The following is a 20,642-nucleotide window of genomic DNA, read 5'->3' on the forward strand; positions in this document are numbered from 1 at the left end:
TTGCTAAAAACAAAGATGAGCAGAATTGATGGTACGGTCTACAAGCTGTTCGAAAAAATATCCAAGGCAGAACTGCTGATCTTGGATGATTTCGGACTGACCCATCTCGAACAGCAGCAGCGGATGGATATGATGGAAATTATAGAAGATCGGCATGCCACAAGAGCAACCATTATCGCCAGCCAGTTGCCTGTAGCAAAATGGTATGATGTCATCGGAGAGAATACGATTGCGGACGCGCTTTTGGACCGTATGGTACACACCTCATACAGAGTTGAACTAAAAGGAGAAAGTCTAAGAAAAAAAAGGTAAAATTGTCATGCCATCATAAACTGATGAGCCAGATCCCTAGGGGGGTCAGTATCATGCATTACCGGGGTCAACATGTCCGGAATATCCAATCAGGGGCTCAGGATTCGTGACGACACCTTATAAAGTGTATAACTCCAATTCGATTAACATCAAAAAGGAGTTACACAAAAAAGATGATAAGTTAAGTTTACAAGTCCCTTTTTTCAAGGCAAAACATAACATATTGTCGCACAACGTAGTAAGAAGTGCTCAACGAAATCATGTCTGAAGGTCGCCCCCAAACCTGCTCGAATCAATAAAGTCATCTTTCGCACTTTTTGCTTTTTCAACAAAGTCAGGAAATTTCTCTTTGAGCGCTTCAAATTTCGTTCTCCCAAACTCATCCTTCTTCGTTAGATATTTTATTCCCTCGTAGATTGCGACCCCGAGAAGCGCATTTTTTATAAATCCCATTTTTTCAATTTTTTTTTAACTAGAACAGATTTTCTCTTACTTAGTTTTTATTGGATCTGGAGAAAATAATCTACTATATCGTTTACCAGAACATAAGCTTAGATCTTTCCCATAAATTAAATCTGGAAAAAATTTTGCTTGGCGCACCAGATTGGACTAAAGTGTAGATTCTGATAATAAGTTATCATGTGCACAAAAAAGGTAATCTGTTAATTTTAGTACACATCCTCGTAACTTGAGGGAATAATAATAACTTGGTAGCATAAAATATGCTCTTTTCCTCAATTTTATTAATACGATTTAGTTTATTTGTTCTTAAATCAATATGTCTCAAAATATGCGATTTGATACAAAAGGTATTCCATTAGAGATGAGTTTTGTGATTCGAAATACTTCCCTAATTACTGCTAAAGATTTAGAACAAATTGAACAGATGATAACTGAGAGCAACTTCAAGATTTCGTTCCTAAAAGGCACCCAATCTTATATCAGAGAAGCTAATTTTTTCACCGTCGATTACCCAATTCCATATAGCGAAATGTTAAAAGTCTTGAGCGCAAAGTAGATTAAAGCAACGCAACAATTTTGATGTCGGGCATACGTTTTTAACCTTCGAAAAGGATTATAGTCAGAATTTTTAGAGAGCGACATAGCAGAATCTAACCTATAATTTTAAACACTGTAAATCAGCTTTTTTTAGCTTAATCAATAGGTGCTCGTTATCTTTTAGATCGCTTTTAGCTTAAGAGGTAGATTAAATATAGTGACATTAAGGAGTATAGTATACTATCAGTCATGTTGGACGATACCCGAACCTATCCATTTAATAGGTTTTATTTTAAGCATTTTATGTTTCTTTTGGTCTGGAAGTTCCCGAATTTCAAAAGGGTTAAACCTATATTTTTAATCAACCAAAGTTGCTGAAAGTGTTGCCCTATAAACACTCGGCGTTATACCTTCTAACTTTCTAAAAACTCTGCTAAAATAATGTTGGTTGTTAAAGCCAGCTTTGAAACAAGCATCAGCAATAGAGCAGTACGGGTTTTTTAAAAATTGTTTAGCTAATAAAACCCTTTCCTTAATAATATAATCAACTGGAGAAAACCCCAATTCTAGTTTAAAAGCCCTAAAAAAACTAGCTTTACTCATGTAAGCCATTTGACTTAAAATCTCAATGCTTAATTTTTCTGTTAAGTGGCTTTTAATATAACTGATAATGTATGCAAACCGATTTGAGTTTGATAAGCTGTTTAGATTATCTTTTATCTCTTGAAAGTTTTGCATCTGCATAATTCTTACCAAAAGTTCTTTTAGGGTAAGATTTGCTAAAACATCTTTAGATATTTCGTCGCCAGTGCTGATAGCAATAAGCTTGTTTATAAGTTGTGCAAGTTCATAATTATTAAAAAAATGAAACTGTTGATAGTTTAAAGCCCATTTACTTAAATCTTCACGAGGATAGTTTTCATTTAAAAAATCTAAAGTATTGTAAATCTCCTGATGGTTTATTGCTAGCGCTGTACACTGAGAGGGATTTAAAGTAGATGCCTCTGGGAAATCAATCTTCATGGTTACGTTAGGAGGGACAATTACCGTTTCACCAGGTAAATAATCAAAACCGGGTTTGTCAAATAAATGCATCACTTTTTTACCACGTAACATGCTCGTAATAACTAAATCGTTAAACTTAAGCGGTACCATTACACTAGGTTGGTAAGTTTCAAAAATATTAAGCTCACATTGGTTTAAAGTGTAAGCTTTTCTATTTTCCACTAACGTTTGTAATTCGTTATTTTTTGATAAGGTGAATTGCGAGATGAGGTTTCTCTCCTTCATAATTGCTTTAATTTAGAACAAGTTAGTAAAAATTTTAGAATTTAGTTTTCAAATTCCAGATTGGAAGGATTGTGCTAAAGTTTGATTGAATAGTGCAAATATTTTTTCTAAAATACCCTTAACTTAGACAAACCAATTATAAATCTAAGTTATGAGCACAACACAAAGACCTTCTTTTAAGGAGAAGTACGACAATTTTATTGGTGGAAAGTTTGTTCCACCTGTCAGCGGAGAATACTTTGATAACATTTCCCCTATTGATGGTAAAGTATTTACAAAAGCCGCTAGATCTGGCAAAGCCGATATAGATGCCGCAGTAGAATCAGCTTTAGAAGCATTTAAAACATGGTCTAAAACATCAGCTGCCACTAGAAGTAATCTTCTATTAAAAATTGCCCAAATTATTGAAGATAATCTTTCTTATTTGGCAACTGTAGAAACCATAGATAATGGAAAAGCTATTAGAGAAACTATGGCTGCAGATTTACCTTTGGTAGTTGACCACTTTCGGTATTTTGCTGGGGCGATAAGAGCAGAGGAAAGTTCGATTTCTGAACATGATGAGTTTACAGTTAGTATCAATTTACAAGAACCATTGGGTGTTGTCGGCCAAATTATTCCTTGGAATTTCCCATTATTGATGGCTACTTGGAAAATTGCGCCAGCTTTAGCTGCTGGTTGTTGCGTAGTAGTAAAACCTGCTGAACAAACACCAACAAGCATCATGTGTTTAATGGAGCTGATCGGTGATATTTTACCTGCTGGCGTTTTAAATATTGTTACCGGATTTGGTCCTGAAGCGGGTAAACCTCTAGCTACGCACCCAAAAATTAGTAAAATTGCTTTTACAGGCGAAACTACAACTGGGCGTTTAATTATGCAATACGCTTCAGAAAATTTAATCCCTGTAACGATGGAATTAGGTGGTAAATCTCCAAATATTTTCTTCGAATCTGTTGGGGCTGCCGATGACGAGTTTTTTGATAAAGCGGTAGAAGGTGCGGTAATGTTTGCGTTAAACCAAGGTGAGATTTGTACTTGTCCCTCAAGAATTTTGGTTCATGAAAATATCTATGATAAATTCATGAAACGAGTTATTGAGAGAACAAACGCTATAAAAATGGGAAATCCTTTAGACGCTGATACCATGATGGGTGCACAAGCGTCTAATGACCAGTTTGAGAAAATATTAAGCTATTTAGATATTGGTAAAAAAGAAGGAGCCGAACTTTTAGCTGGTGGTGATAAGAAGATGTTAGAGGGTGATTTAGCCGGTGGCTATTACATTCAACCAACTATTTTTAAAGGGCACAACAAGATGAGAATTTTTCAAGAAGAAATTTTCGGCCCTGTGGTGGCGGTTACCACTTTTAAAACAATGGAAGAAGCTTTAGAAATTGCTAATGATACCTTATATGGTTTAGGTGCTGCTGTTTGGACTAGAGATGCGCATGAAATTTATCAAGCGCCAAGAGCAATACAAGCTGGTAGGGTTTGGGTAAATTGCTATCATAATTATCCCGCTCATGCGCCTTTTGGTGGCTATAAAAAATCTGGGTTTGGTAGAGAAAACCATAAAATGATGTTGAATTACTATCGCCAAACAAAAAACATGTTGATTTCTTATAATAAGAATAAACTGGGTTTCTTTTAATTAAGTTAGCAGTTGACGATTTAAACAAGGCATGCGTTAACGAGGGTAGCGGCATCTTTTTTAGTTTTTTCTACTAAAAAATATAGCATCCAAGGTGCTGAAAGGTCCATATCAATATTTAAAATGATAAAACGAGTAGAGGTAACTGAGGAAGCAACAGAAGTTATTAACCAATTGAAAAATCGGTTTGGCGATTTGATGTTTCACCAAAGTGGTGGTTGCTGTGATGGCTCATCGCCGATGTGTTTTGAGAAAGGTGAATTTAAGATTGGCAGTAGTGATGTGAAAATTGGTGAGATTGAAGATTGCGAGTTTTTTATGAGCATTTCTCAATTTGAATATTGGCAACATACGCACTTAACTTTAGATGTTACACCGGGCAGAGGCTCTAGTTTTTCTATTGAAATTCCAATGGGAATTAGGTTTATCATTCGCTCTCGGTTATATACCGATGATGAGATGAAAAATTTAGAACCTGTTGTTTATTACGAATCTTAACTAAAAAGCTCGATTTGGAAACCAAATCGAGCTTTTTATATATTAATTTAATCAAAAAAGCACCAGTTTCATCCGCCTCTTTTGTTTGAAGAACTTCCTATTCCAAGTAGCATGTTGACCAGTTCCACACCTAAAAGTTCAAAACCTTTTATCTTGAGGTAGTTTAAGGATCTTCTTAAGCCATCATTGCAGCTTAAATTGTGATGCTCCTCACATCATGAAAAACAATTTAATCGTCCGTACCTGGTGGGTCTGGCTGTATAACTTCCATACGACCAATTAATGAACTTGGCGAGAAAGCAGGAACATCCGCAGCTATAAAAGAGGCATAATCAAAACCGCCACCACTTGGTGAACCAATTTATCTCCTTAAATTTTAAATGTCCAGCAGATGGTCTTTGATGCTTTCCAGATATTTCCTTCATGGCGAGAAAGAAATACCAATTAACACAGTAAGGAATTATTTTCCGACTGATAAGAACAATAAGCGCATCAAAGGTTCGAATGTAGCATACCAAGACAAGCTCTTCAAAATCGTTCCAAACAAAAAAGGGGGCTAACTATGTTCATTCAATACCAGGTACAAATGCCTTCTTTGGGCATTCAAACGCCCTCTTTCCACCTTAACAAATAGTAAAAATAAGCAGTTACAGATTCTCCTACGGGCTACAGAAAACAATATGAAAAACGTTTAAAAACCAGTAATTTAAATATTTACAGCTATTCTATTTTTACAAAACTCGAAAAAGCACATAGTTTCCCATAAAGTTAATGGGTATTAAAAACTGATTAACTAAAGCAAGAAAGGTTTATAAAAAATGAGCTTTAAATGCCGATGATCTAAGTTTATAGCAATTGATGCCCATCCCTAAGATTAAGTTCTTCTGGTTGTTTTGCAGCATCTAGAAGTTTTTCCCATTTCTCTAACATAGGTCTTTCGCGCTCAAAATCTCTGTATTCGTCAGGGTTCATTATGGGTATTCCGGAGACAATTGGATAAACGCGATTACAACCTGAACAGACTAAAATGCCTTCCAAAATCTCATCTTGCTCATCTTTAGTGATGATCCTTAATGTTAAATCAGATTTATCAAAAGGACAGCATAATTTTTCAATGGTTTTCCTTCTCATTTTAGTTTTTTAAAGTATTTAAGATATTCCTCTGTGGCTTGGATGGGATTCTCTGCATTCATAATGCCAGAAATTACGGCGATACCATGGCAATTCAAATCCTCTAATTGGTTTATATTTCTAGGATTAATTCCACCGGCTAAAAAGATTGGTTTATTAAAAATTAACGCTGCCTGGTTGACTGTCTCGTGGGTAACTATCTCACAATTGTTAACGCTAGCGGATGGAAACATGGAACAAAAGGAGATGTAATCTATGTCGTTATTTGCGGCCCACGTTACGTCTTCCAAAATATTACCACAAGTAAGCCCAATAAGTTTACCGTCTATTTGTGCACTTATCTCCTCAAAATTGTTTGGAATCTCGTCAAAATGAACGCCATCTAACGCTACCTTCTTTAAATAATCCCATCTATTATTTATCAAGACTGGCGTTTTCTGTTGCACACACAAGGAGCAAATTTTCTGAATAATTGCATCAACATCATGAACGTTTTTAAAGTTATCCCAAATCTGCACCGCAGCGATTTCTTTTGTAAGGCTCTTTTTTAACCTATCTAACAAAGTATCCGCTTCCATAGCAGGATCAACTATCAAGTAAATACCCGACATGATCGTTTTTCTAGCTCGATTCATTTCCATTCTGATTTTAATGCCTCAAAAAAAGCTGCCCAATATGGGTCTTTTTCACGATAGCTCAAATCTGTCATCCCTGTTTTTTCGATAAGCTTTATGCCATTGCGCTTTTCAGTTATTTCTCCAACTGCCGTACAAGAAATACTCGCTTTTTCAAATTCCTTCAACAGGTAAGGTAGTGACTTATTTTTGCAGGTCATGATCATGGCGCCTGCTCCGATACAATATCGAGGATCTATTGAAAAAACCTCGCATACCTTCGCTTGCGCCTCTTCAATTGGAAGCTTTTCGTTATCAATTGTTGCACCGTTGCCTGAAGCAATGGCCATTTCATAAATTGCACCCAAAACCCCGCCTTCGGTCACATCGTGCATGGCAGTAATGATTTTTTCTTTTTTATTTCCCACGCCTGTTAAGGCGTCTTTCATAACAGAAATATCATAAAAGGAAGCACAGGCGTCGTGATAATTTTCTATGCCGGCTTTATTTTTTACATTTTGTGGAAAGCTCATTGCTAAGATCGCTGCAGATGAAATAGCACATCCTTTGGTCACTAAAATTACATCGCCTGGCGCAGCTAATTTTGAGGTAAAAAACTCGCCTTGGTCCGCAATGGTTATTAAAGTTACCCCCCCTGCAATGGTAGAGTTTTGACCTTCAATAAATCCGGTATGTCCACCTGTAATGGCTATTCCCAATTGTGTGCAAAATTGATGGATATGATCCCAATAGATTTTAAAATCCTGTTGGGGGAAACTAGCAGGGAGGTTTAATACAAACTGTCCATACATAGGCGAAAAACCAGTTGTAGCAATATCATTTGCCGCAAGTTGAACGGATAGCCAAGCAGATTCCTCTAACCCAAGTGAGGGAATAAGAGACAAGGGATCACTAGCCATGGCCATCGCTTGGCCATTGGCCAAATTAACAATAGATACGTCTACGCCAAATTCGGGCCCGGCCAAAACTTCTTGTCTTTTCGCTCCATATTTGTTTTCGAGGTATTGCCTAAAATCAGAATGTGTTACTTTCCCAGTTTGCTTTTTCATACTTCTTCGTTAAATTTTATGTAAAGCGCAAAAAAGTCTCCAAGGGGTAAGTCCCACTGTTGAACAGGAAACCATTTGGGAAGTCCGGTTGCTGTCCACTCTATAGAATAACTTTTCCCTTTTAAAGCTTTATCTATTATAGCAATCAATTTTTGAGGCGTGTAAAAAGTGGCTGTTTTATAAAATGCATTCCTGCCAAAAAACTGTTGTGTTCTTCGCCTGATTAACTTTGGCGTATTTCGATTCATCATGCCCATAATAATACCGTGTTTGCCAACCCGTGCAGCTTCTTGTATTACCTGTACAGGATTTTTATAATATTCAAAAGTGGTAATAAAAGCTAGCGCATCAAAAGTGTTGTCTTTAAATGGTAGAAAATGAGAATCTGCCATCACCAAATCGCCATCAAAACGATGCAAAGCTTGTGACAACATAAATGGAGAAATGTCTCCACCGGTGGCTTCAATTCCGATGTCTTTCCACCATCTGGTAAAACGCGTTGTGCCGCACCCAAATTCAAGTAAATTATTTACGCGTCTGTCTTTAGAAATAAGTTGCTCCAACACCTTTTTCTGCCAAACTTCGGCACGGCTGTACGGACCTTCATAATAATCTTCGTAAGTATCTGTGTGTTTGCGGTTAAAAAACCACTCCGATCTTCCTTGCCAAGTTCTTGTTTTTTCGTGAACGAGTTGTTGACTTATTTTTTCTATTTCCATTTTGGTATAATCTCTAAAAATTAAACCTGTATTGGCCAATAGGTAGTACCTCGAATACAAGAAATATCCTAAGTGTGCATCCCTACGTTGGCATTATCCAAATCAGGTCATTGGGTATTTTCTCAGTCCTACACATTACAGAACACCCCAAGCATTTACAAGCAAAGATATATAAATATGTTGTTATAAGCCGAATTTAGCTCTACTGCGCAAACAAAAAAGCCGATACAGTTTCTTTTGCTTCTTCTCTACAAAAAAATGTTTCTAGCCTGGCACTTATAAATATAGCACCCTAATTTGCTATTAAATTAACGAACGATACCAACTATCAGCCACAGCAATCAATGAAAAATTTTGAAAAAAGCTATTTATATCCGATCAATGAGCGGACATTATGCGCAAATCTGTGAAAAAGGTTTTCGAAAATTTTACGAGAGGAATTCGAAAAAAAAAGCTAAAAAAAACTAATAGGCTTCAAATCGGATAACTGCAGGCTTTTCTATTGACATTAAAATACTGAAATTTGCCTCAATTCGCAACAAATGGTGCTAAATTCCATGCTGAGAAAATAAAAAGTTTAGGTCTTAAGATTTTTAGTATTTCAAATTTGCGCTAGATCTTGAAGTAAACTCCTAGTCACTTAAACCAACTGATAAAATTTGAATTTCCAGAATCGGATTTAACCTTCCCAATTTTGATTGTTACGTTAATTTAGATATTTTGGGACACTTTTGCTCAACCTTAATCAACCAATAGATTGTTCCGACGAGACGCACCTTTAAAAAAATGGATATAACAACAACAACTTTTAAGGTACCTCAATCAAAACCACACTTCCATATTCTCGACGGATTAAGAGGAGTTGCTGCGTTAGCTGTTGTCGTATTTCATTTCATGGAATGGGTTTATGAACCAAGCAAGAATTTTATCAGTCACGGTTTTTTAGCGGTTGATTTCTTTTTCTGTCTTTCGGGATTTGTGATCGGCTATGCGTATGATGATCGCATCTCAGCCATGGGGTTTCGAAAGTTTTTCCTTTCACGGATGATTAGGCTGCATCCACTGGTTGTCGCTGGATCCGTTTTTGGCTTGCTAGCTTTTTTATTCGATCCTTTTGGCGGTCATCCCCAGTTGTACGGCACTGGTAAAATAGTTCTTACTTTTATTTGTTCGACACTCCTTATTCCCCTCCCCATTATCGAAGATCGTGGTTTTAATCTGTTCAGTTTCAATGCACCGGCCTGGTCTCTATTTTGGGAATATGTCGCCAGCATATGTTATGGTTCAATTATATATAAACTCAGTCGCAATTACCTGCTCTTGTTAACTGTGGTCTCTGGTTGCGCCATTTTTTTCGTAGCCTATCGGTCAGGCAACTTGCTGGGTGGATGGAGTGGGCCAACTTTCTGGGATGGGAGCATCAGAATATCCTATTCCTTTCTAGCGGGACTTTTAATTTACCGTTCTAAGCTGATTGTGAAGAACAAACTGGGGTTTGTCGGTATAGCGGTATTATTGTCCTTGGCTTTTATTATGCCCTCCTCAAAGTGGAATTGGATCATTGAGCCTTTAATAGTACTTTTCTACTTTCCTTCACTTATCGTTCTGGGCGCCGGGGCCGTTTTAAAACCTTGCTTAAAAAAGATTTGCATTTTTTCGGGGAAAATCTCATATCCACTATATATGACGCATTATGCCGCGCTATGGATGTTTGGCAATTATTACCTTAGCCACAAACCAGACACCATACATTTAACTTTCATCGTCGTATCGGGTGTTATATTATTGATTGCATTTGCCTATCTGGTAATGATGCTTTACGACATTCCAGTAAGAAAATATTTGGGCAAAAAATGAATAGAAGAGTCTTGACAACATAAGCGATTGGTGGATCAAAAAATTTTAGTGCCTTAAGGGTATTGACAATTCTGCGGCATTTCTTCTGTTGACCTGACGGCTTTTGGAAATAAGCTCTATATAAAAAATTCAAAAATAAGACTTACTACGCCAACGTTTGGCGACGCTACAACCTTTTGACCGCCCCCAAAAAGTCAAGTGGTCGGTTTGTGGTAAAATAGTAAATCAGTTTACGCCAAAATAGAATGTGAGTTTTTTTTGCAAATGAAACAACAAATCCATAAAAAAAACTTGTTTTCCAATCAATTCGCTATTGTGTTGATTAGGCCCTACAAAACCCAAAACATTAGGTTTTGTTGTGGTACTCTTGTGGTCTTGTTGTGGTCATACCCCCTTTAACCAAAGCAGAACACAAGGAGACCACAAGGAGACCTTAAGGAGACCACTACAAGGTCCAATTTTCTGGAGATAAATGTCACAAGCAAACGCCATTTTTTTGACATTCATCGAGGTTAACTGCTAATCAGTAAAAAGCGCGGAAATAACACGTAAATCGCTCAACGTTTGATGGAAGAAAATATAAGAATCTTTAATCTAGCCTTTTTCAAGTCAACTAAACTTAAAAATCTCTATTAACCCATTTATTTCATGGCTACTGGTTTGCAACTTTCTACCCTAATTTTTATGGCCACCTCAAATAACTTTTTCAATCTCTATAAAAGCATGAACAAGAAAATTTTCATCACTGATTTCAGATCCTTTGAGAAAGGCAACTAGATTAAATCGGGTGGTTTTCAATTCTTCAATCTTTGATAAAGAGCCTTGGTTTTTTCTACCAATTTTCACCTCATCACTAAAGCTTTTTAACTCATGGAATTTTATTTTTTCTCCAATAAGCGTCAATAAAATTTCTTTTGCTTCTTTTGCGCTAAAAACGCCTTCAATTAGTTTAAAATTTTCTTTCATATTTTTAAGTTTGACTACACAGACTGGATTCCTGATGCTAGAAACCAATACAAATATGAATTTTCGAATTCATTAGTTTTTATTTATGTTTGTAATGCTTAGCATAACAAATTCTTATGAATTATACCCTTAATCAACTTCAGATTTTTCTAAAAATAGTACAAACCGAAAGTGTTACCAAAGCAGCAGAAGAATTACATTTAACGCAACCTGCGGTTTCTATACAGTTACGTAACCTTCAGTTACAGTTTGATATTCCTTTGACTGAGGTTATTGGCCGTAAAATTTACATTACCGAATTTGGGAAGGAACTTGCGCTGGCCGCAGAAAACATACTTAACCAAGTATATGCAATTAATTATAAAACACAGGCTTTTAAAGGACAACTTACTGGCAAGTTAAAAATCTCTGTGGTCTCAACCGGACAATACGTAATGCCGTTCTTTATTACAGATTTTATAGGGAAACACAATGCAGTAGAACTACAGATTGACGTAACCAATAAAAAGGGAGTTTTAAACAGTTTAGAAAATAACGAGGTCGATTTTGCGCTGGTCTCCGTTTTACCAACTAATTTAAATATTGAAAAGCTAGATCTTTTGCAAAATAAATTATACTTGGTTGGCGGTTTAAAAAACGAGTACCATAAAACCATCTATGATAAATCCTTGCTTAACACTTTGCCCATTATTTTTAGGGAAAAAGGATCGGGCACGCGGCAGACCATGCAAGGCTTTATGGATAAAAACAACTTATCTATTCTAAAAAAGATGGAACTTACCTCAAATGAAGCCGTAAAACAAGCCGTAATTGCTGGTATGGGCTATTCAATTATGCCATTAATTGGCATAAAAAATGAGTTAAATAATAAAGACCTACAGATTATACCCGTAAAAGGGCTGCCAATTACTTCTACTTGGAGCTTGATATGGCTAAAAGGTAAAAATTATTCTCCCGCTGCTTCGCATTTTTTGAAATATTTAAAGGAAGAAAAAGAAAACATTGTCCATCAAAAATTCGACTGGTATGAGCAGTATTAATTACCCGATCGTAATTTTTCATCTCACTTCTACATTATTTTTTTTATTTTGAGGTTGCTCTCGGCTAACCATCGATCGAATCTTGCCGCAGCATAATTTTTTTCTGTGGCCTTGGGCAAAGTTACTTTATGGCATAAAAATTCTTGGTTTCGCGCCTGTTATTGGATCCATCACCATCAGATAAATCCAGTGATTGGTAATTAAATTCTTTAACGCTGGATTTCTGTTCAAAATTTCTATCAATCGTTCTGAAGGCGCCTCAATTATTACCGTGAGTCTTAAAGGTTGGTGAAACATCTTTTCATCTGAGGCCATAACCGATTGTAATGGAATTCCAATTTTCAGATCTCCTCCGTTCCCCTGTACCACTCCAAATTGTCCACTTACATTATGCGTAATTTTTGATCCTCCACCAAACCTGTCATTGTCTACCGTAGAAAAGTAATAGTGACTATTAATCCATTGAGTTACCGTCATTGGCCCTTGCATAATGGCTTCTAAAAAAGCGCCGGAATTGTCCATTTTCCAATCGTAAGATTGTAGAAAACATCTATTCTCTAAATTAATGTTTTTAGATAAACTTCTTGGGCCAATAATAAAGGCTGCATTTTTGGCCAAACCCCATTCTGGTCTAGTTTCTGCCCAGTTATTGGCTTTTTTGTAGACATAATTAAATGCTTTCTCCTTCACGCCCCTTCGCTCCTTTATTGCTTTTTCCTGAACTTTCTTCAAGCTTGCCTTTAAGGCCCTCAATTCCTCTAGATGTGATGCAGGTATGTGTTGATCAAACAGGGTAATGGCTTCTGTAGTGGTATTATGTTCTGCGCCAATAAATACTGTACCTGAAGGAATAAACAGCTTAAAGTCCTTTGCCAAACTTGCCCTGACTTCGGGTAAATTGGCTAATCCAGCAAGCATCCTTGCGTTATTTCTTCCCGGACTTGCAGCACAGGCTCCGCAATCTAAACTAGAAGCAAAAGGATTATTTTTGGAATGACTTCCGTGGCCGGCGAAGACAACCAGCGCTGCGAACGCTCGCCAACCCATAATCGCAAATGCCGAATGTACAATAGCAACCTGCTCGGATAATGGAATTCCTGAAAGGCTTCCATCTGTCTCATTACGATAATCTAGCCTAGTATCGCAAAAGTGCTCGTGTATAGTCTCGTTTTTTTGATTAAAAAGATATAATCTAGCAGGAAACAACGACCTTAACACCAAAGAAACGCCGTAAATTAATCCCGAACCCTCTACATAACCAAATGCAGAGGGCAGCATATTTTTAAGTCTCTTAAGAAAATAATTCTGGAATTTTAAATCTTCTGAAGCTTTTCTAAATTTTGCCATTTCAGTTGATTTACAGTTTGTGCTTTTCTCAGAAATGATGTAAGCAGAAGGAACAATGGGCGGACATGATTTTCTGACAAATCCGGTACCCGAATCTTTGTAGTCTGCAGCGATCCCAAAAAAACCTGCGAAGCCAAAAGTCTCATAATTCCCTTGTTCTTCAATATGTCTTCTAATTAATTCGGATCTGGAATCGATGCAAAAAACCAATTGAGCATCCGGTAACTTGTCCTCTTTTATTACAACATTTGTGACGATCTTTTGCACCAAATTATTCTGTAGACTCTTTTCCCAAGCCGTTAGCCAAACATATTGTAATTTTGCCCTCTTTGTTTGCTCCTCCATATTTCTGGAGGGAGCGATCATTTGGCCTCCGATGTTTTCACATAACCAAAGTCTTACTGCGAGATAGTCTGTTAATAAAATTGGATATTTTTGTTGCCAATCGGTATTGTTCTCTACCCTATATTTTATATATCCGGTCCAGCCTGGCAATGCCGAAATATGATATTCAAAAATTCCTAAATGGTGTTCGTCGGAGTAGGCTTTCAAAGCGCTCTGTAAAGCTTCCTCTGCTGATGTAGGAATATCCCCTGAAACGCCCATCCTTACTTGTTTATCATACTTTGCAAGGCTTCTCCAAGCATTAAAAAAGCCATTTTCCCTATTTGGCATCTCCCATTCGGCCGTGCCCTCATCCAAAAATGCGGTTAACCATTTTACCATGATCGTATCTAACTGATGGTTTGCGTTTTCTTCGGAAATAGGGTTTGATTTCCGAATTTCCTGTAAATAGAAGGCTGGAGATTCGATAAACCCATGTTCTACCAGCAAATCCTTCAATAAATCCCTCTCAATTTCACCGGCATCGAGCGCTTGCTGATACACGGATGCCTGCGGATAAAACGAACCTCCACTATATTTTTGGGCACTTTCTGTGGCATGGAAAAAAGATTCCTTTTCATATCCAGCCAATGGATTTGAAGTTACGAAAGCATATAAGGGGAAAGTTTTCCCAACCACATTAGATGCTTCTCCAATCAGTTCGGTAAAATTCTTAGTGATCATTTTATTTTCTTTTAAACATTAGTATAGTCTTATGATGCGGCTGTGAATCGTTGATGAGCTTTACATAAAGCCAATAGAATTTTCGGTATATACCCAATTTCATTACAAAAAACCCGATAAGAAATACCATTCCGAAGATGATTTGCGTAATGGTTATCGGCAAAGGCACATCAACCATTGGCATTGTAGCCATTAAAGCCGTTACACCTTTGTAGATTAACGCATACAGACCTATGCCAGTTAGAAATAAGATTGGTGGAATGTAAGCTTTTTGCCAGATGGTGAGGTTTTTTTGTTTAACGATGTTATATGTGATTTGCCCAACTGTTATGGTTACAATAAGCAAAAGGAAAATGCCGCTGTTTAGCTCAGCGCCTTTCCCGGTAAGTGTCGCGAAAAAGTATGCTCCTAAAAGCCCGAACAAGAGCACCACAACAGCTTGCAATGGTTTAATAACGATTTTTTCAGGTCTTTCTGGTTTAGATTGCTGTATGGTTTCACCTGAAGACAGGAACAAATATGCCTTGTAAAAACCGTGAAGGATGAGGTGGACCACAGCAGCGTTAAAGAAACCTAAACCACATTGCATTATCATAAATCCCATTTGTGCAATGGTTGAGCATCCTAATTTCTGCTTCACATTTACCTGTAAAAGTTTCGTAAATTGAGCAATAATAGCCGTAAGCCCGCCAACCACAAGCAAAATAAAAAGAGTATTTGAGGCAAAAATTAGGCGCGCGAAAAGCGCAAGTAAGATCCCTGCCCCATTTACAAAGCCAGCGTGCATTAAAGCAGATGCAGGAGTTGGGGCTGTCATTGCAGAAAGCAACCACCTGTGAAAAGGATAAATGGCCGACTGGATTATTGCCGCCATAATAATCAATAGGGACGAGACGATAAGTATTGTTTTTGATGTGAATTGCAGATTGTCCATAATTCCTTCTAGTGTAAAAGATTGAGTTTGAAAAGCTAATAATCCCACGCCTACCGACAAAAAAAATGTTCCGAATGAAAAGTATTTCTGAGCAAATTTCCTAGCTTCCTGTGCTTCCTTCCAATTGCTGTCTATACCAATTAAACTAGATATAAAAACACCCATCGCAAACCAAGACAATACCAATAAAGCAATATGGTTACTTGCCACAAACAGCATGACGGAGCCGGTGAAACCGAGACTTAAGGCAATAAACTTTTGATGATACTTAAACCCCTTAAGGTAATAGCCGCTATAAGTGTTTAGAATTGCACTAAAAAACGTAACAGTTGTCCAAATTAACAGCGTAAAGCCATTTATGCGAATGAGGTTGGCAAAACCCCAATTGATGGTATCGAAAAAATTTGAAGTTAAAAACAGCGCATTCATAAAGAACAAAAGCCACAAAAAAATTTTTGTCCCTGTAACGAACTTTAACGAACGGTCCTCTTTAATCGGATGAATGCGCAAATAAAAACTATCTGGCTGACGAGCACCATCTGAAGCATTAGCATTCATAATCATTTTATTGAAATTGTTTAACTCCGCAAATCTGAAAAAACTAATACATTAATTTTTATTTATGTTTGTTATACAAAACATAACATTTATTTATGATCTATTGATAGATTTTGAGTTAGGAATAGTGCTTATACCTGTTCTTAGAAGCCTCTGCCTTTAAAATTCGACGACTATTCAGCTGTTGCGCGTGGTATTTTTATTCCATCAATTTATACAAAGGTTAACTCTAGGGTTGTTTTTCGTTATCTTTAAACTTGTTTTTAGCGTTTTTAACCAAATAGCAATCGAAGCTGATGAGCAAAAACTATTTTAAATATTTGAACATTACTCACACAGAAGAAAGCTGGGGAATGTATGTCAATTCTATCGGTTATCCCAAAGTAGCGCCCGCAGCACAATATCCGGCTGAAAAGCATCCGGAAAGCCACCACCTTACGTGGAACAGGGGCAGAATTCTTGACGATTATTATATCGTTTTTATATCCAGCGGCAAAGGTATTTTTGCGTCTGCTCTTACGCCCGAAACCAATGTACATGAGGGAAGTTGCTTTTTTTTATTCCCAGGAGTTAAACACAGATATAAGCCAGATGTGCGTTCTGGTTGGGAGGAATATTGGGTTGGATTTAATGGACTGTATGCAAAACAGTTAATGTCTCAGGATTTTTTCTCCGAGACAGAGCCGTTGGTGAAGATTGGTCCGAACAAAGAAATTCTGCTTTTATTTAGAAATATCTTAGAAACGGTAAAGAATTCTTTGCCGGGTTACCCGCAACAAATTGCAGGCCTCTCCCTACAACTGTTGGGACATGTAAATACCATATCAAGCAGTCTTGGCTATAGCGAAAATCCGATTGGTAAATTGATATCGAAAGCTACGTTCATTATTCACGAATCTTTTGAAAATGCACTTGATATGGAGGCATTAGCAAGACAGCTTCCTATGGGCTACGCTGCTTTTAGAAAATCCTTTAAGTTGGTAACTGGCGAATCGCCCAATCAATACCACCTTAATCTCAGGTTAAATCGGGCTAAAGATCTTTTAAACTCAACCATTCTTAACATTAGCGAAATTGCAACTCAGACAGGATTTGATTCTGTCTTTTACTTCTCTAGACTTTTTAAGAAAAAACACGGCGTTTCGCCAAAATCTTACCGCGCACAAAATAATTAATTGAGGTGTGTATATCGCTCTCGCAGGAGGTCTTTCATAAAGCAATTAAGCTCAAACTGATTGTAAAGCGGCACATTAGAAAACGGAATTTTGGCCATATATGGCGGAGGACCAAACTCCGTAGTAATGGGTAAGATTTCAGTTCCTTCTTTAATATTAGTTGCTACAATAGCATCCCACCACTTCAGAAAACTACTTAGTGCATAGCTCCATGCTGGGTCTCGCGGATCGGTAATTTGAGGGCCTTGTTCAAAGCCCACCCGCGCATGAATGGCCCTAGTTCTGGAAATTGCAACCTTCAAAATTTCTTCGAAGTTAGATAGCATGCTTTCCGTAACGCATGTCCAGTGAGAAAAATCGGCCGTTATTTCCAAATCTGGAAACCTATTGAAGAACGCTTCTATCATTTGAGGTGAATATCCAAATCGTCCTCTATGGGTTTCATGACAAATCTTTACATTATTTTTTGCAGCAAATTCTTTTGCTATTTCAATTAGCGTTATCAGTTGATCGTTTGAAAAATAGTCATGTCCGGTATGAGAATTGATCAATACTGGATTGGCTTCAGCGCAAAGCGCGAGTTCCGCTTTAAAAGAGCTACAAAACTTTAAGAACGTAGCGCCATTTGCGCGGTGCTGGTGTGCAACAAAAAACAAAGAATGCTTATCCAGATAATTGTATAATGTTTGTTTTTCCCTTTTATCTTCGGGAACCCACGCATCAACACCATCGTAACCAACAGTTCTAATTTGTTTTAAAAACTCGGCTATTTTTAGATGTTCATGTCCCCAATATGGACAAAGAATTGGTATTTTCATTTATATGTTGACCTATAGATATATTGCTACGATTTTTTAACGACTTCGAAAGTAGACTTTTCTAAAATATTCATTTTAAACGAAATAGTACCATCAGATTTAAGTACACTTGGATGCTCCACTGCATCAACTAGCAATTTATAATGTTTGCTAGCATCGAGCCCCGTAATGGTTACTGTGTAGCTGCCTTTTGAAGTAATGGTGGCCTGAATTTGATCGGCATCCCACTTTAGCATGTCTAGGTTGATCCCAATATTAATCGAAGCCTCGATTTTTAAAATATTTTTCTCCTCATTTTGATTAAAATATTTTAATACACGCCCTTGTTTACTTATGCCAAACGCCTCATTGCTGTGTACAGAAAATCTGTCGCCAGAAATTTGATAGCCATCCACATTTAAGAAAAAATGATATTCCTTACCCCGCAACAAATAATTAAACTGAGTGCCATTAAGTGATTTGTCTAAATTCGGCTCAATCCCCATGCGATTCCATTTTGGTCGGATACCGTAAATGTCACGATACAATGCGGTGATGCTTGTACAAATGCCCGCAAGAACATCATCCCCTAAACCAAGTTGTGTTTCGCGGCTATAGCGTTGCGAGGAGAGCCCATCTTTCTTGTATTGGGCCAGCAGATTTTTAATGTACTTAAGGGCAATTGTGTTATCGTACTTTGCGTAAGCCCGAACGCCAAGATAACCCCAAGAAGGAAATATATCTCCATTTTCATATTTAGGAAAGGGCCAATTTCCTGCACTAACTTCATCCTGTTTAAATGAATCGAAGCATAGTGGCCAATGGAAAAGGTTTTCGGCGAGGGCTCGTTTTTCTATTTGATTGAGTACTTGTGCAATTCTATGCGGATCATCGCACAAACCAAATGCAATTGCTGCGAAATTAACAGGCGTAACTAAATTATCGCCATGTACACTCCCGTCTTGGTCTCGCCAATACACATATTGTGCTTTATCTTCATCCCAGAAACCGCCTTGTTCAATAGGCTTGTTAAAGGCTATTTTTAATCGTTCGGCTAACTTTGCGTAATATTCGGATTTCTGTCCATCGCCCAAAGTTTTCTCACATGCAGACCACAAAGTTAGCGCTTCGTACATCTGCGCATTTACAAATGCATTTTCATAACTCGCCCAAACAATATCCAACCAATCGCTTGCTGTTTTTTGCTTAATGGACGTATTTACCATTTCGAAGATGCCATTTTTATTTGAATCACGTCTTATCAACCAATCTAGTGCCTTTTCACAATGACTTTTATGCGTTCGTAGCCAGTTTACATCACCAGAAAGGTCAAACTGTTCACTCGCATTTATTACATAACCGGTCTGCGAATCTACGGTGTAACCCCACATTGCTTCATAATAGCCTGTTTTTGGATTGTATGTGCCTTTTATCTCATCGCCCGGAATGTCGTGCCATCTTGATAGTACACGTCCATCTGCTAACATGGCCTGATCGCGCTCTTGATCTAATGTTGAGGCCATATTTCGCTCATAATTTGGATCATCTAGTGCCATGCCTATTTGGGCGAAAAAAGGTTCGTGCAAGCATTTCCAGTTGGTAAGCCAGCCATTTGCGCCAACAATATTATTATCAACCACCCCATAGCGTCCGGTGGTGTTAAGCAATTCTCTAACCGAAAGGGAATCAATTCCGGGTAAATTTCCCCTCGAGTATTCCTTAAAATAATCAATATATTCTATTTTGAGGCTTGTACTAGTCTTACCTTTCTTTACCTTGAACGGAGCAAAGACATTTGATTTTCCGCTAACAAAGCGACTTAAATTATATTCTTGGTCAAGTGCTTTATCTGCTAAAATTTGGGTAAAACTAAAAACACCATCGGTTGAATGAGAAAATTTTGATGCAATATGTTGATCTTTTTGAAAGCTGGGAGAAATACGTAGGGCATCTCCAGACTCCGCGTTCCAGAACGTTGCTCCTCCGGTATGAACTCCATAGGTGTCATCCATTTTCTTTAAGTATTTGCACCATACCATTCCCCCGTTATCAAGAATGCCACCTTTCCATACGTTTAGGTCGGCAAAATTCCATCGGGGAAAGTAACTGTCTTTTAGAAACGCATCTGTACTGTATTCACGAGTAATGTTCCAGTTGATGGCATTTCCGGCTAGTTTAAAATCCCAATCTTCAGTCACTTTTAATTGCGAGTCACCATATTCAATCCCTGAAATTTTGATAGAAGTTGGCGTTTCACTAACCTTTATTTTTGAGGAGGCATTGAAAGCAGTAAAAGTTCCTGAACTAAGTATAATTCCAGACTCAATGCCTCCATTTGAAAGCACATTTTTTCCTTTAACCCGCAATTCTTTTACCAAACATCCTTCATTGTAATCAATAACAAGAACGAGGCTTTTATCTGCAGTAGTTATGGTAATGGTTTTTTTTGGCAGATTTCTTTCAATTTCTCCAAATTTATCGCTGGCAAAAATTTGAGCTGTTGAGAGAAGAAGAGTGAAAAAAAACAAAAAACACTTCATAGACTTCATAGTTGTTTTTTAAGTGCTGATTATCGGGACGTGCCTTGGTTTGCCCGACTTAGGATATTAATGC

Annotated in this window: 18 protein-coding genes and 1 riboswitch; of the genes, 7 read left to right on the top strand and 11 right to left on the bottom strand. The window is 37.5% G+C overall.

The annotated features are described in order from the left end of the window. The coding region (locus tag ACVWYG_RS16870) for an ATP-binding protein (RefSeq protein ID WP_457271819.1) at positions 1–312 on the top strand (312 nt) is incomplete at its 5' end. 258 nt (positions 313–570) lie between these two features. On the opposite strand, the gene ACVWYG_RS16875 is transcribed toward ACVWYG_RS16870, so the two are convergent. After that, positions 571–765, bottom strand: coding sequence for a YtxH domain-containing protein (locus tag ACVWYG_RS16875; RefSeq protein WP_457271821.1), 195 nt, complete (start codon positions 763–765; stop codon positions 571–573). Between the two features lie 325 nt (positions 766–1,090). On the opposite strand from ACVWYG_RS16875, the gene ACVWYG_RS16880 reads away from it, so the two are divergent. Beyond that, the gene (locus ACVWYG_RS16880; RefSeq protein WP_457271823.1) at positions 1,091–1,330 is read left to right on the top strand and encodes a hypothetical protein; all 240 of its coding nucleotides are present in this window, start codon (positions 1,091–1,093) and stop codon (positions 1,328–1,330) included. A 338-nt stretch (positions 1,331–1,668) separates the two neighbouring features. Here ACVWYG_RS16880 and ACVWYG_RS16885 read toward each other — a convergent pair whose 3' ends face one another. Next, positions 1,669–2,601, bottom strand: a complete 933-nt coding sequence (locus ACVWYG_RS16885; protein WP_457271824.1) for an AraC family transcriptional regulator — start codon at positions 2,599–2,601, stop codon at positions 1,669–1,671. A 151-nt stretch (positions 2,602–2,752) separates the two neighbouring features. Between ACVWYG_RS16885 and ACVWYG_RS16890 the strand changes: the two genes are divergently transcribed. Both ACVWYG_RS16890 and ACVWYG_RS16895 read left to right on the top strand, forming a co-directional pair. After that, positions 2,753–4,255: an aldehyde dehydrogenase family protein gene (locus ACVWYG_RS16890; protein ID WP_457271825.1), complete on the top strand. Its 1,503-nt coding sequence runs from the start codon at positions 2,753–2,755 to the stop codon at positions 4,253–4,255. Positions 4,256–4,378: 123 nt separating this feature from the next. Beyond that, entirely contained in the window at positions 4,379–4,753 is a 375-nt protein-coding gene (locus tag ACVWYG_RS16895) for a DUF779 domain-containing protein (RefSeq protein WP_457271826.1), read from the top strand. Between the two features lie 846 nt (positions 4,754–5,599). Here the strand turns inward: ACVWYG_RS16895 and ACVWYG_RS16900 are convergent. The 4 genes from ACVWYG_RS16900 to ACVWYG_RS16915 are packed head-to-tail and all read right to left on the bottom strand — an operon-like array spanning position 5,600 to position 8,287. Beyond that, entirely contained in the window at positions 5,600–5,884 is a 285-nt protein-coding gene (locus ACVWYG_RS16900; protein ID WP_457271828.1) for a Trm112 family protein, read from the bottom strand. Then, on the bottom strand, positions 5,881–6,519 hold the full coding sequence (locus tag ACVWYG_RS16905) for a thiamine phosphate synthase (protein ID WP_457271830.1): 639 nt from the start codon (positions 6,517–6,519) through the stop codon (positions 5,881–5,883). Before ACVWYG_RS16905 ends, ACVWYG_RS16900 begins: the two co-directional genes overlap by 4 nt. Then, a complete protein-coding gene (locus ACVWYG_RS16910) occupies positions 6,516–7,568 on the bottom strand; it encodes an AIR synthase family protein (RefSeq protein WP_457271832.1) in 1,053 nt (350 codons plus the stop codon). Before ACVWYG_RS16910 ends, ACVWYG_RS16905 begins: the two co-directional genes overlap by 4 nt. Continuing rightward, on the bottom strand, positions 7,565–8,287 hold the full coding sequence (locus tag ACVWYG_RS16915) for a class I SAM-dependent methyltransferase (RefSeq protein ID WP_457271834.1): 723 nt from the start codon (positions 8,285–8,287) through the stop codon (positions 7,565–7,567). The genes ACVWYG_RS16910 and ACVWYG_RS16915 overlap by 4 nt, the downstream gene beginning before the upstream one ends. 62 nt (positions 8,288–8,349) lie before the next feature. Beyond that, a riboswitch (TPP riboswitch) is annotated at positions 8,350–8,447 on the bottom strand. 626 nt (positions 8,448–9,073) lie between these two features. Between ACVWYG_RS16915 and ACVWYG_RS16920 the strand changes: the two genes are divergently transcribed. Beyond that, positions 9,074–10,144, top strand: a complete 1,071-nt coding sequence (locus ACVWYG_RS16920; protein ID WP_457271836.1) for an acyltransferase family protein — start codon at positions 9,074–9,076, stop codon at positions 10,142–10,144. Positions 10,145–10,837: 693 nt separating this feature from the next. Here ACVWYG_RS16920 and ACVWYG_RS16925 read toward each other — a convergent pair. Continuing rightward, positions 10,838–11,110, bottom strand: a complete 273-nt coding sequence (locus ACVWYG_RS16925; RefSeq protein WP_457271838.1) for a hypothetical protein — start codon at positions 11,108–11,110, stop codon at positions 10,838–10,840. A 116-nt stretch (positions 11,111–11,226) separates the two neighbouring features. Between ACVWYG_RS16925 and ACVWYG_RS16930 the strand changes: the two genes are divergently transcribed. Then, positions 11,227–12,150 (top strand): LysR family transcriptional regulator, encoded by a 924-nt coding sequence (locus ACVWYG_RS16930; RefSeq protein ID WP_457271840.1) that lies wholly within the window; start codon positions 11,227–11,229, stop codon positions 12,148–12,150. Positions 12,151–12,276: 126 nt separating this feature from the next. Here ACVWYG_RS16930 and ACVWYG_RS16935 read toward each other — a convergent pair whose 3' ends face one another. After that, positions 12,277–14,565, bottom strand: a complete 2,289-nt coding sequence (locus ACVWYG_RS16935; protein ID WP_457271842.1) for a DUF2309 domain-containing protein — start codon at positions 14,563–14,565, stop codon at positions 12,277–12,279. Position 14,566: 1 nt separating this feature from the next. Beyond that, positions 14,567–16,057 (bottom strand): proton-conducting transporter transmembrane domain-containing protein, encoded by a 1,491-nt coding sequence (locus tag ACVWYG_RS16940; protein WP_457271844.1) that lies wholly within the window; start codon positions 16,055–16,057, stop codon positions 14,567–14,569. 320 nt (positions 16,058–16,377) lie between these two features. Here ACVWYG_RS16940 and ACVWYG_RS16945 point away from each other — a divergent pair, with 320 nt between their 5' ends. Then, positions 16,378–17,232, top strand: a complete 855-nt coding sequence (locus ACVWYG_RS16945) for a helix-turn-helix domain-containing protein (protein ID WP_457271846.1) — start codon at positions 16,378–16,380, stop codon at positions 17,230–17,232. On the opposite strand, the gene ACVWYG_RS16950 is transcribed toward ACVWYG_RS16945, so the two are convergent. Continuing rightward, positions 17,229–18,050, bottom strand: a complete 822-nt coding sequence (locus tag ACVWYG_RS16950) for a sugar phosphate isomerase/epimerase family protein (RefSeq protein WP_457271847.1) — start codon at positions 18,048–18,050, stop codon at positions 17,229–17,231. The genes ACVWYG_RS16945 and ACVWYG_RS16950 overlap by 4 nt on opposite strands. Before the next feature lie 26 nt (positions 18,051–18,076). Then, a complete protein-coding gene (locus ACVWYG_RS16955) occupies positions 18,077–20,578 on the bottom strand; it encodes an alpha-L-rhamnosidase-related protein (protein WP_457271849.1) in 2,502 nt (833 codons plus the stop codon). Positions 20,579–20,642 lie beyond the last annotated feature (64 nt).

This window comes from Pedobacter sp. UYEF25, assembly GCF_054061655.1.

Excerpts from the sequence above, each read along its gene's own strand:
- ACVWYG_RS16910 (WP_457271832.1), bottom strand. The coding sequence starts at position 7,568 with ATGAAAAAGCAAACTGGGAAAGTAACACATTCTGATTTTAGGCAATAC.
- ACVWYG_RS16915 (WP_457271834.1), bottom strand. The coding sequence starts at position 8,287 with ATGGAAATAGAAAAAATAAGTCAACAACTCGTTCACGAAAAAACAAGA.
- ACVWYG_RS16930 (WP_457271840.1), top strand. The coding sequence starts at position 11,227 with ATGAATTATACCCTTAATCAACTTCAGATTTTTCTAAAAATAGTACAA.
- ACVWYG_RS16890 (WP_457271825.1), top strand. The coding sequence starts at position 2,753 with ATGAGCACAACACAAAGACCTTCTTTTAAGGAGAAGTACGACAATTTT.
- ACVWYG_RS16950 (WP_457271847.1), bottom strand. The coding sequence starts at position 18,050 with ATGAAAATACCAATTCTTTGTCCATATTGGGGACATGAACATCTAAAA.
- ACVWYG_RS16905 (WP_457271830.1), bottom strand. The coding sequence starts at position 6,519 with ATGAATCGAGCTAGAAAAACGATCATGTCGGGTATTTACTTGATAGTT.
- ACVWYG_RS16955 (WP_457271849.1), bottom strand. The coding sequence starts at position 20,578 with ATGAAGTCTATGAAGTGTTTTTTGTTTTTTTTCACTCTTCTTCTCTCA.
- ACVWYG_RS16895 (WP_457271826.1), top strand. The coding sequence starts at position 4,379 with ATGATAAAACGAGTAGAGGTAACTGAGGAAGCAACAGAAGTTATTAAC.
- ACVWYG_RS16920 (WP_457271836.1), top strand. The coding sequence starts at position 9,074 with ATGGATATAACAACAACAACTTTTAAGGTACCTCAATCAAAACCACAC.
- ACVWYG_RS16885 (WP_457271824.1), bottom strand. The coding sequence starts at position 2,601 with ATGAAGGAGAGAAACCTCATCTCGCAATTCACCTTATCAAAAAATAAC.
- ACVWYG_RS16880 (WP_457271823.1), top strand. The coding sequence starts at position 1,091 with ATGTCTCAAAATATGCGATTTGATACAAAAGGTATTCCATTAGAGATG.
- ACVWYG_RS16935 (WP_457271842.1), bottom strand. The coding sequence starts at position 14,565 with ATGATCACTAAGAATTTTACCGAACTGATTGGAGAAGCATCTAATGTG.
- ACVWYG_RS16925 (WP_457271838.1), bottom strand. The coding sequence starts at position 11,110 with ATGAAAGAAAATTTTAAACTAATTGAAGGCGTTTTTAGCGCAAAAGAA.
- ACVWYG_RS16900 (WP_457271828.1), bottom strand. The coding sequence starts at position 5,884 with ATGAGAAGGAAAACCATTGAAAAATTATGCTGTCCTTTTGATAAATCT.
- ACVWYG_RS16940 (WP_457271844.1), bottom strand. The coding sequence starts at position 16,057 with ATGAATGCTAATGCTTCAGATGGTGCTCGTCAGCCAGATAGTTTTTAT.
- ACVWYG_RS16875 (WP_457271821.1), bottom strand. The coding sequence starts at position 765 with ATGGGATTTATAAAAAATGCGCTTCTCGGGGTCGCAATCTACGAGGGA.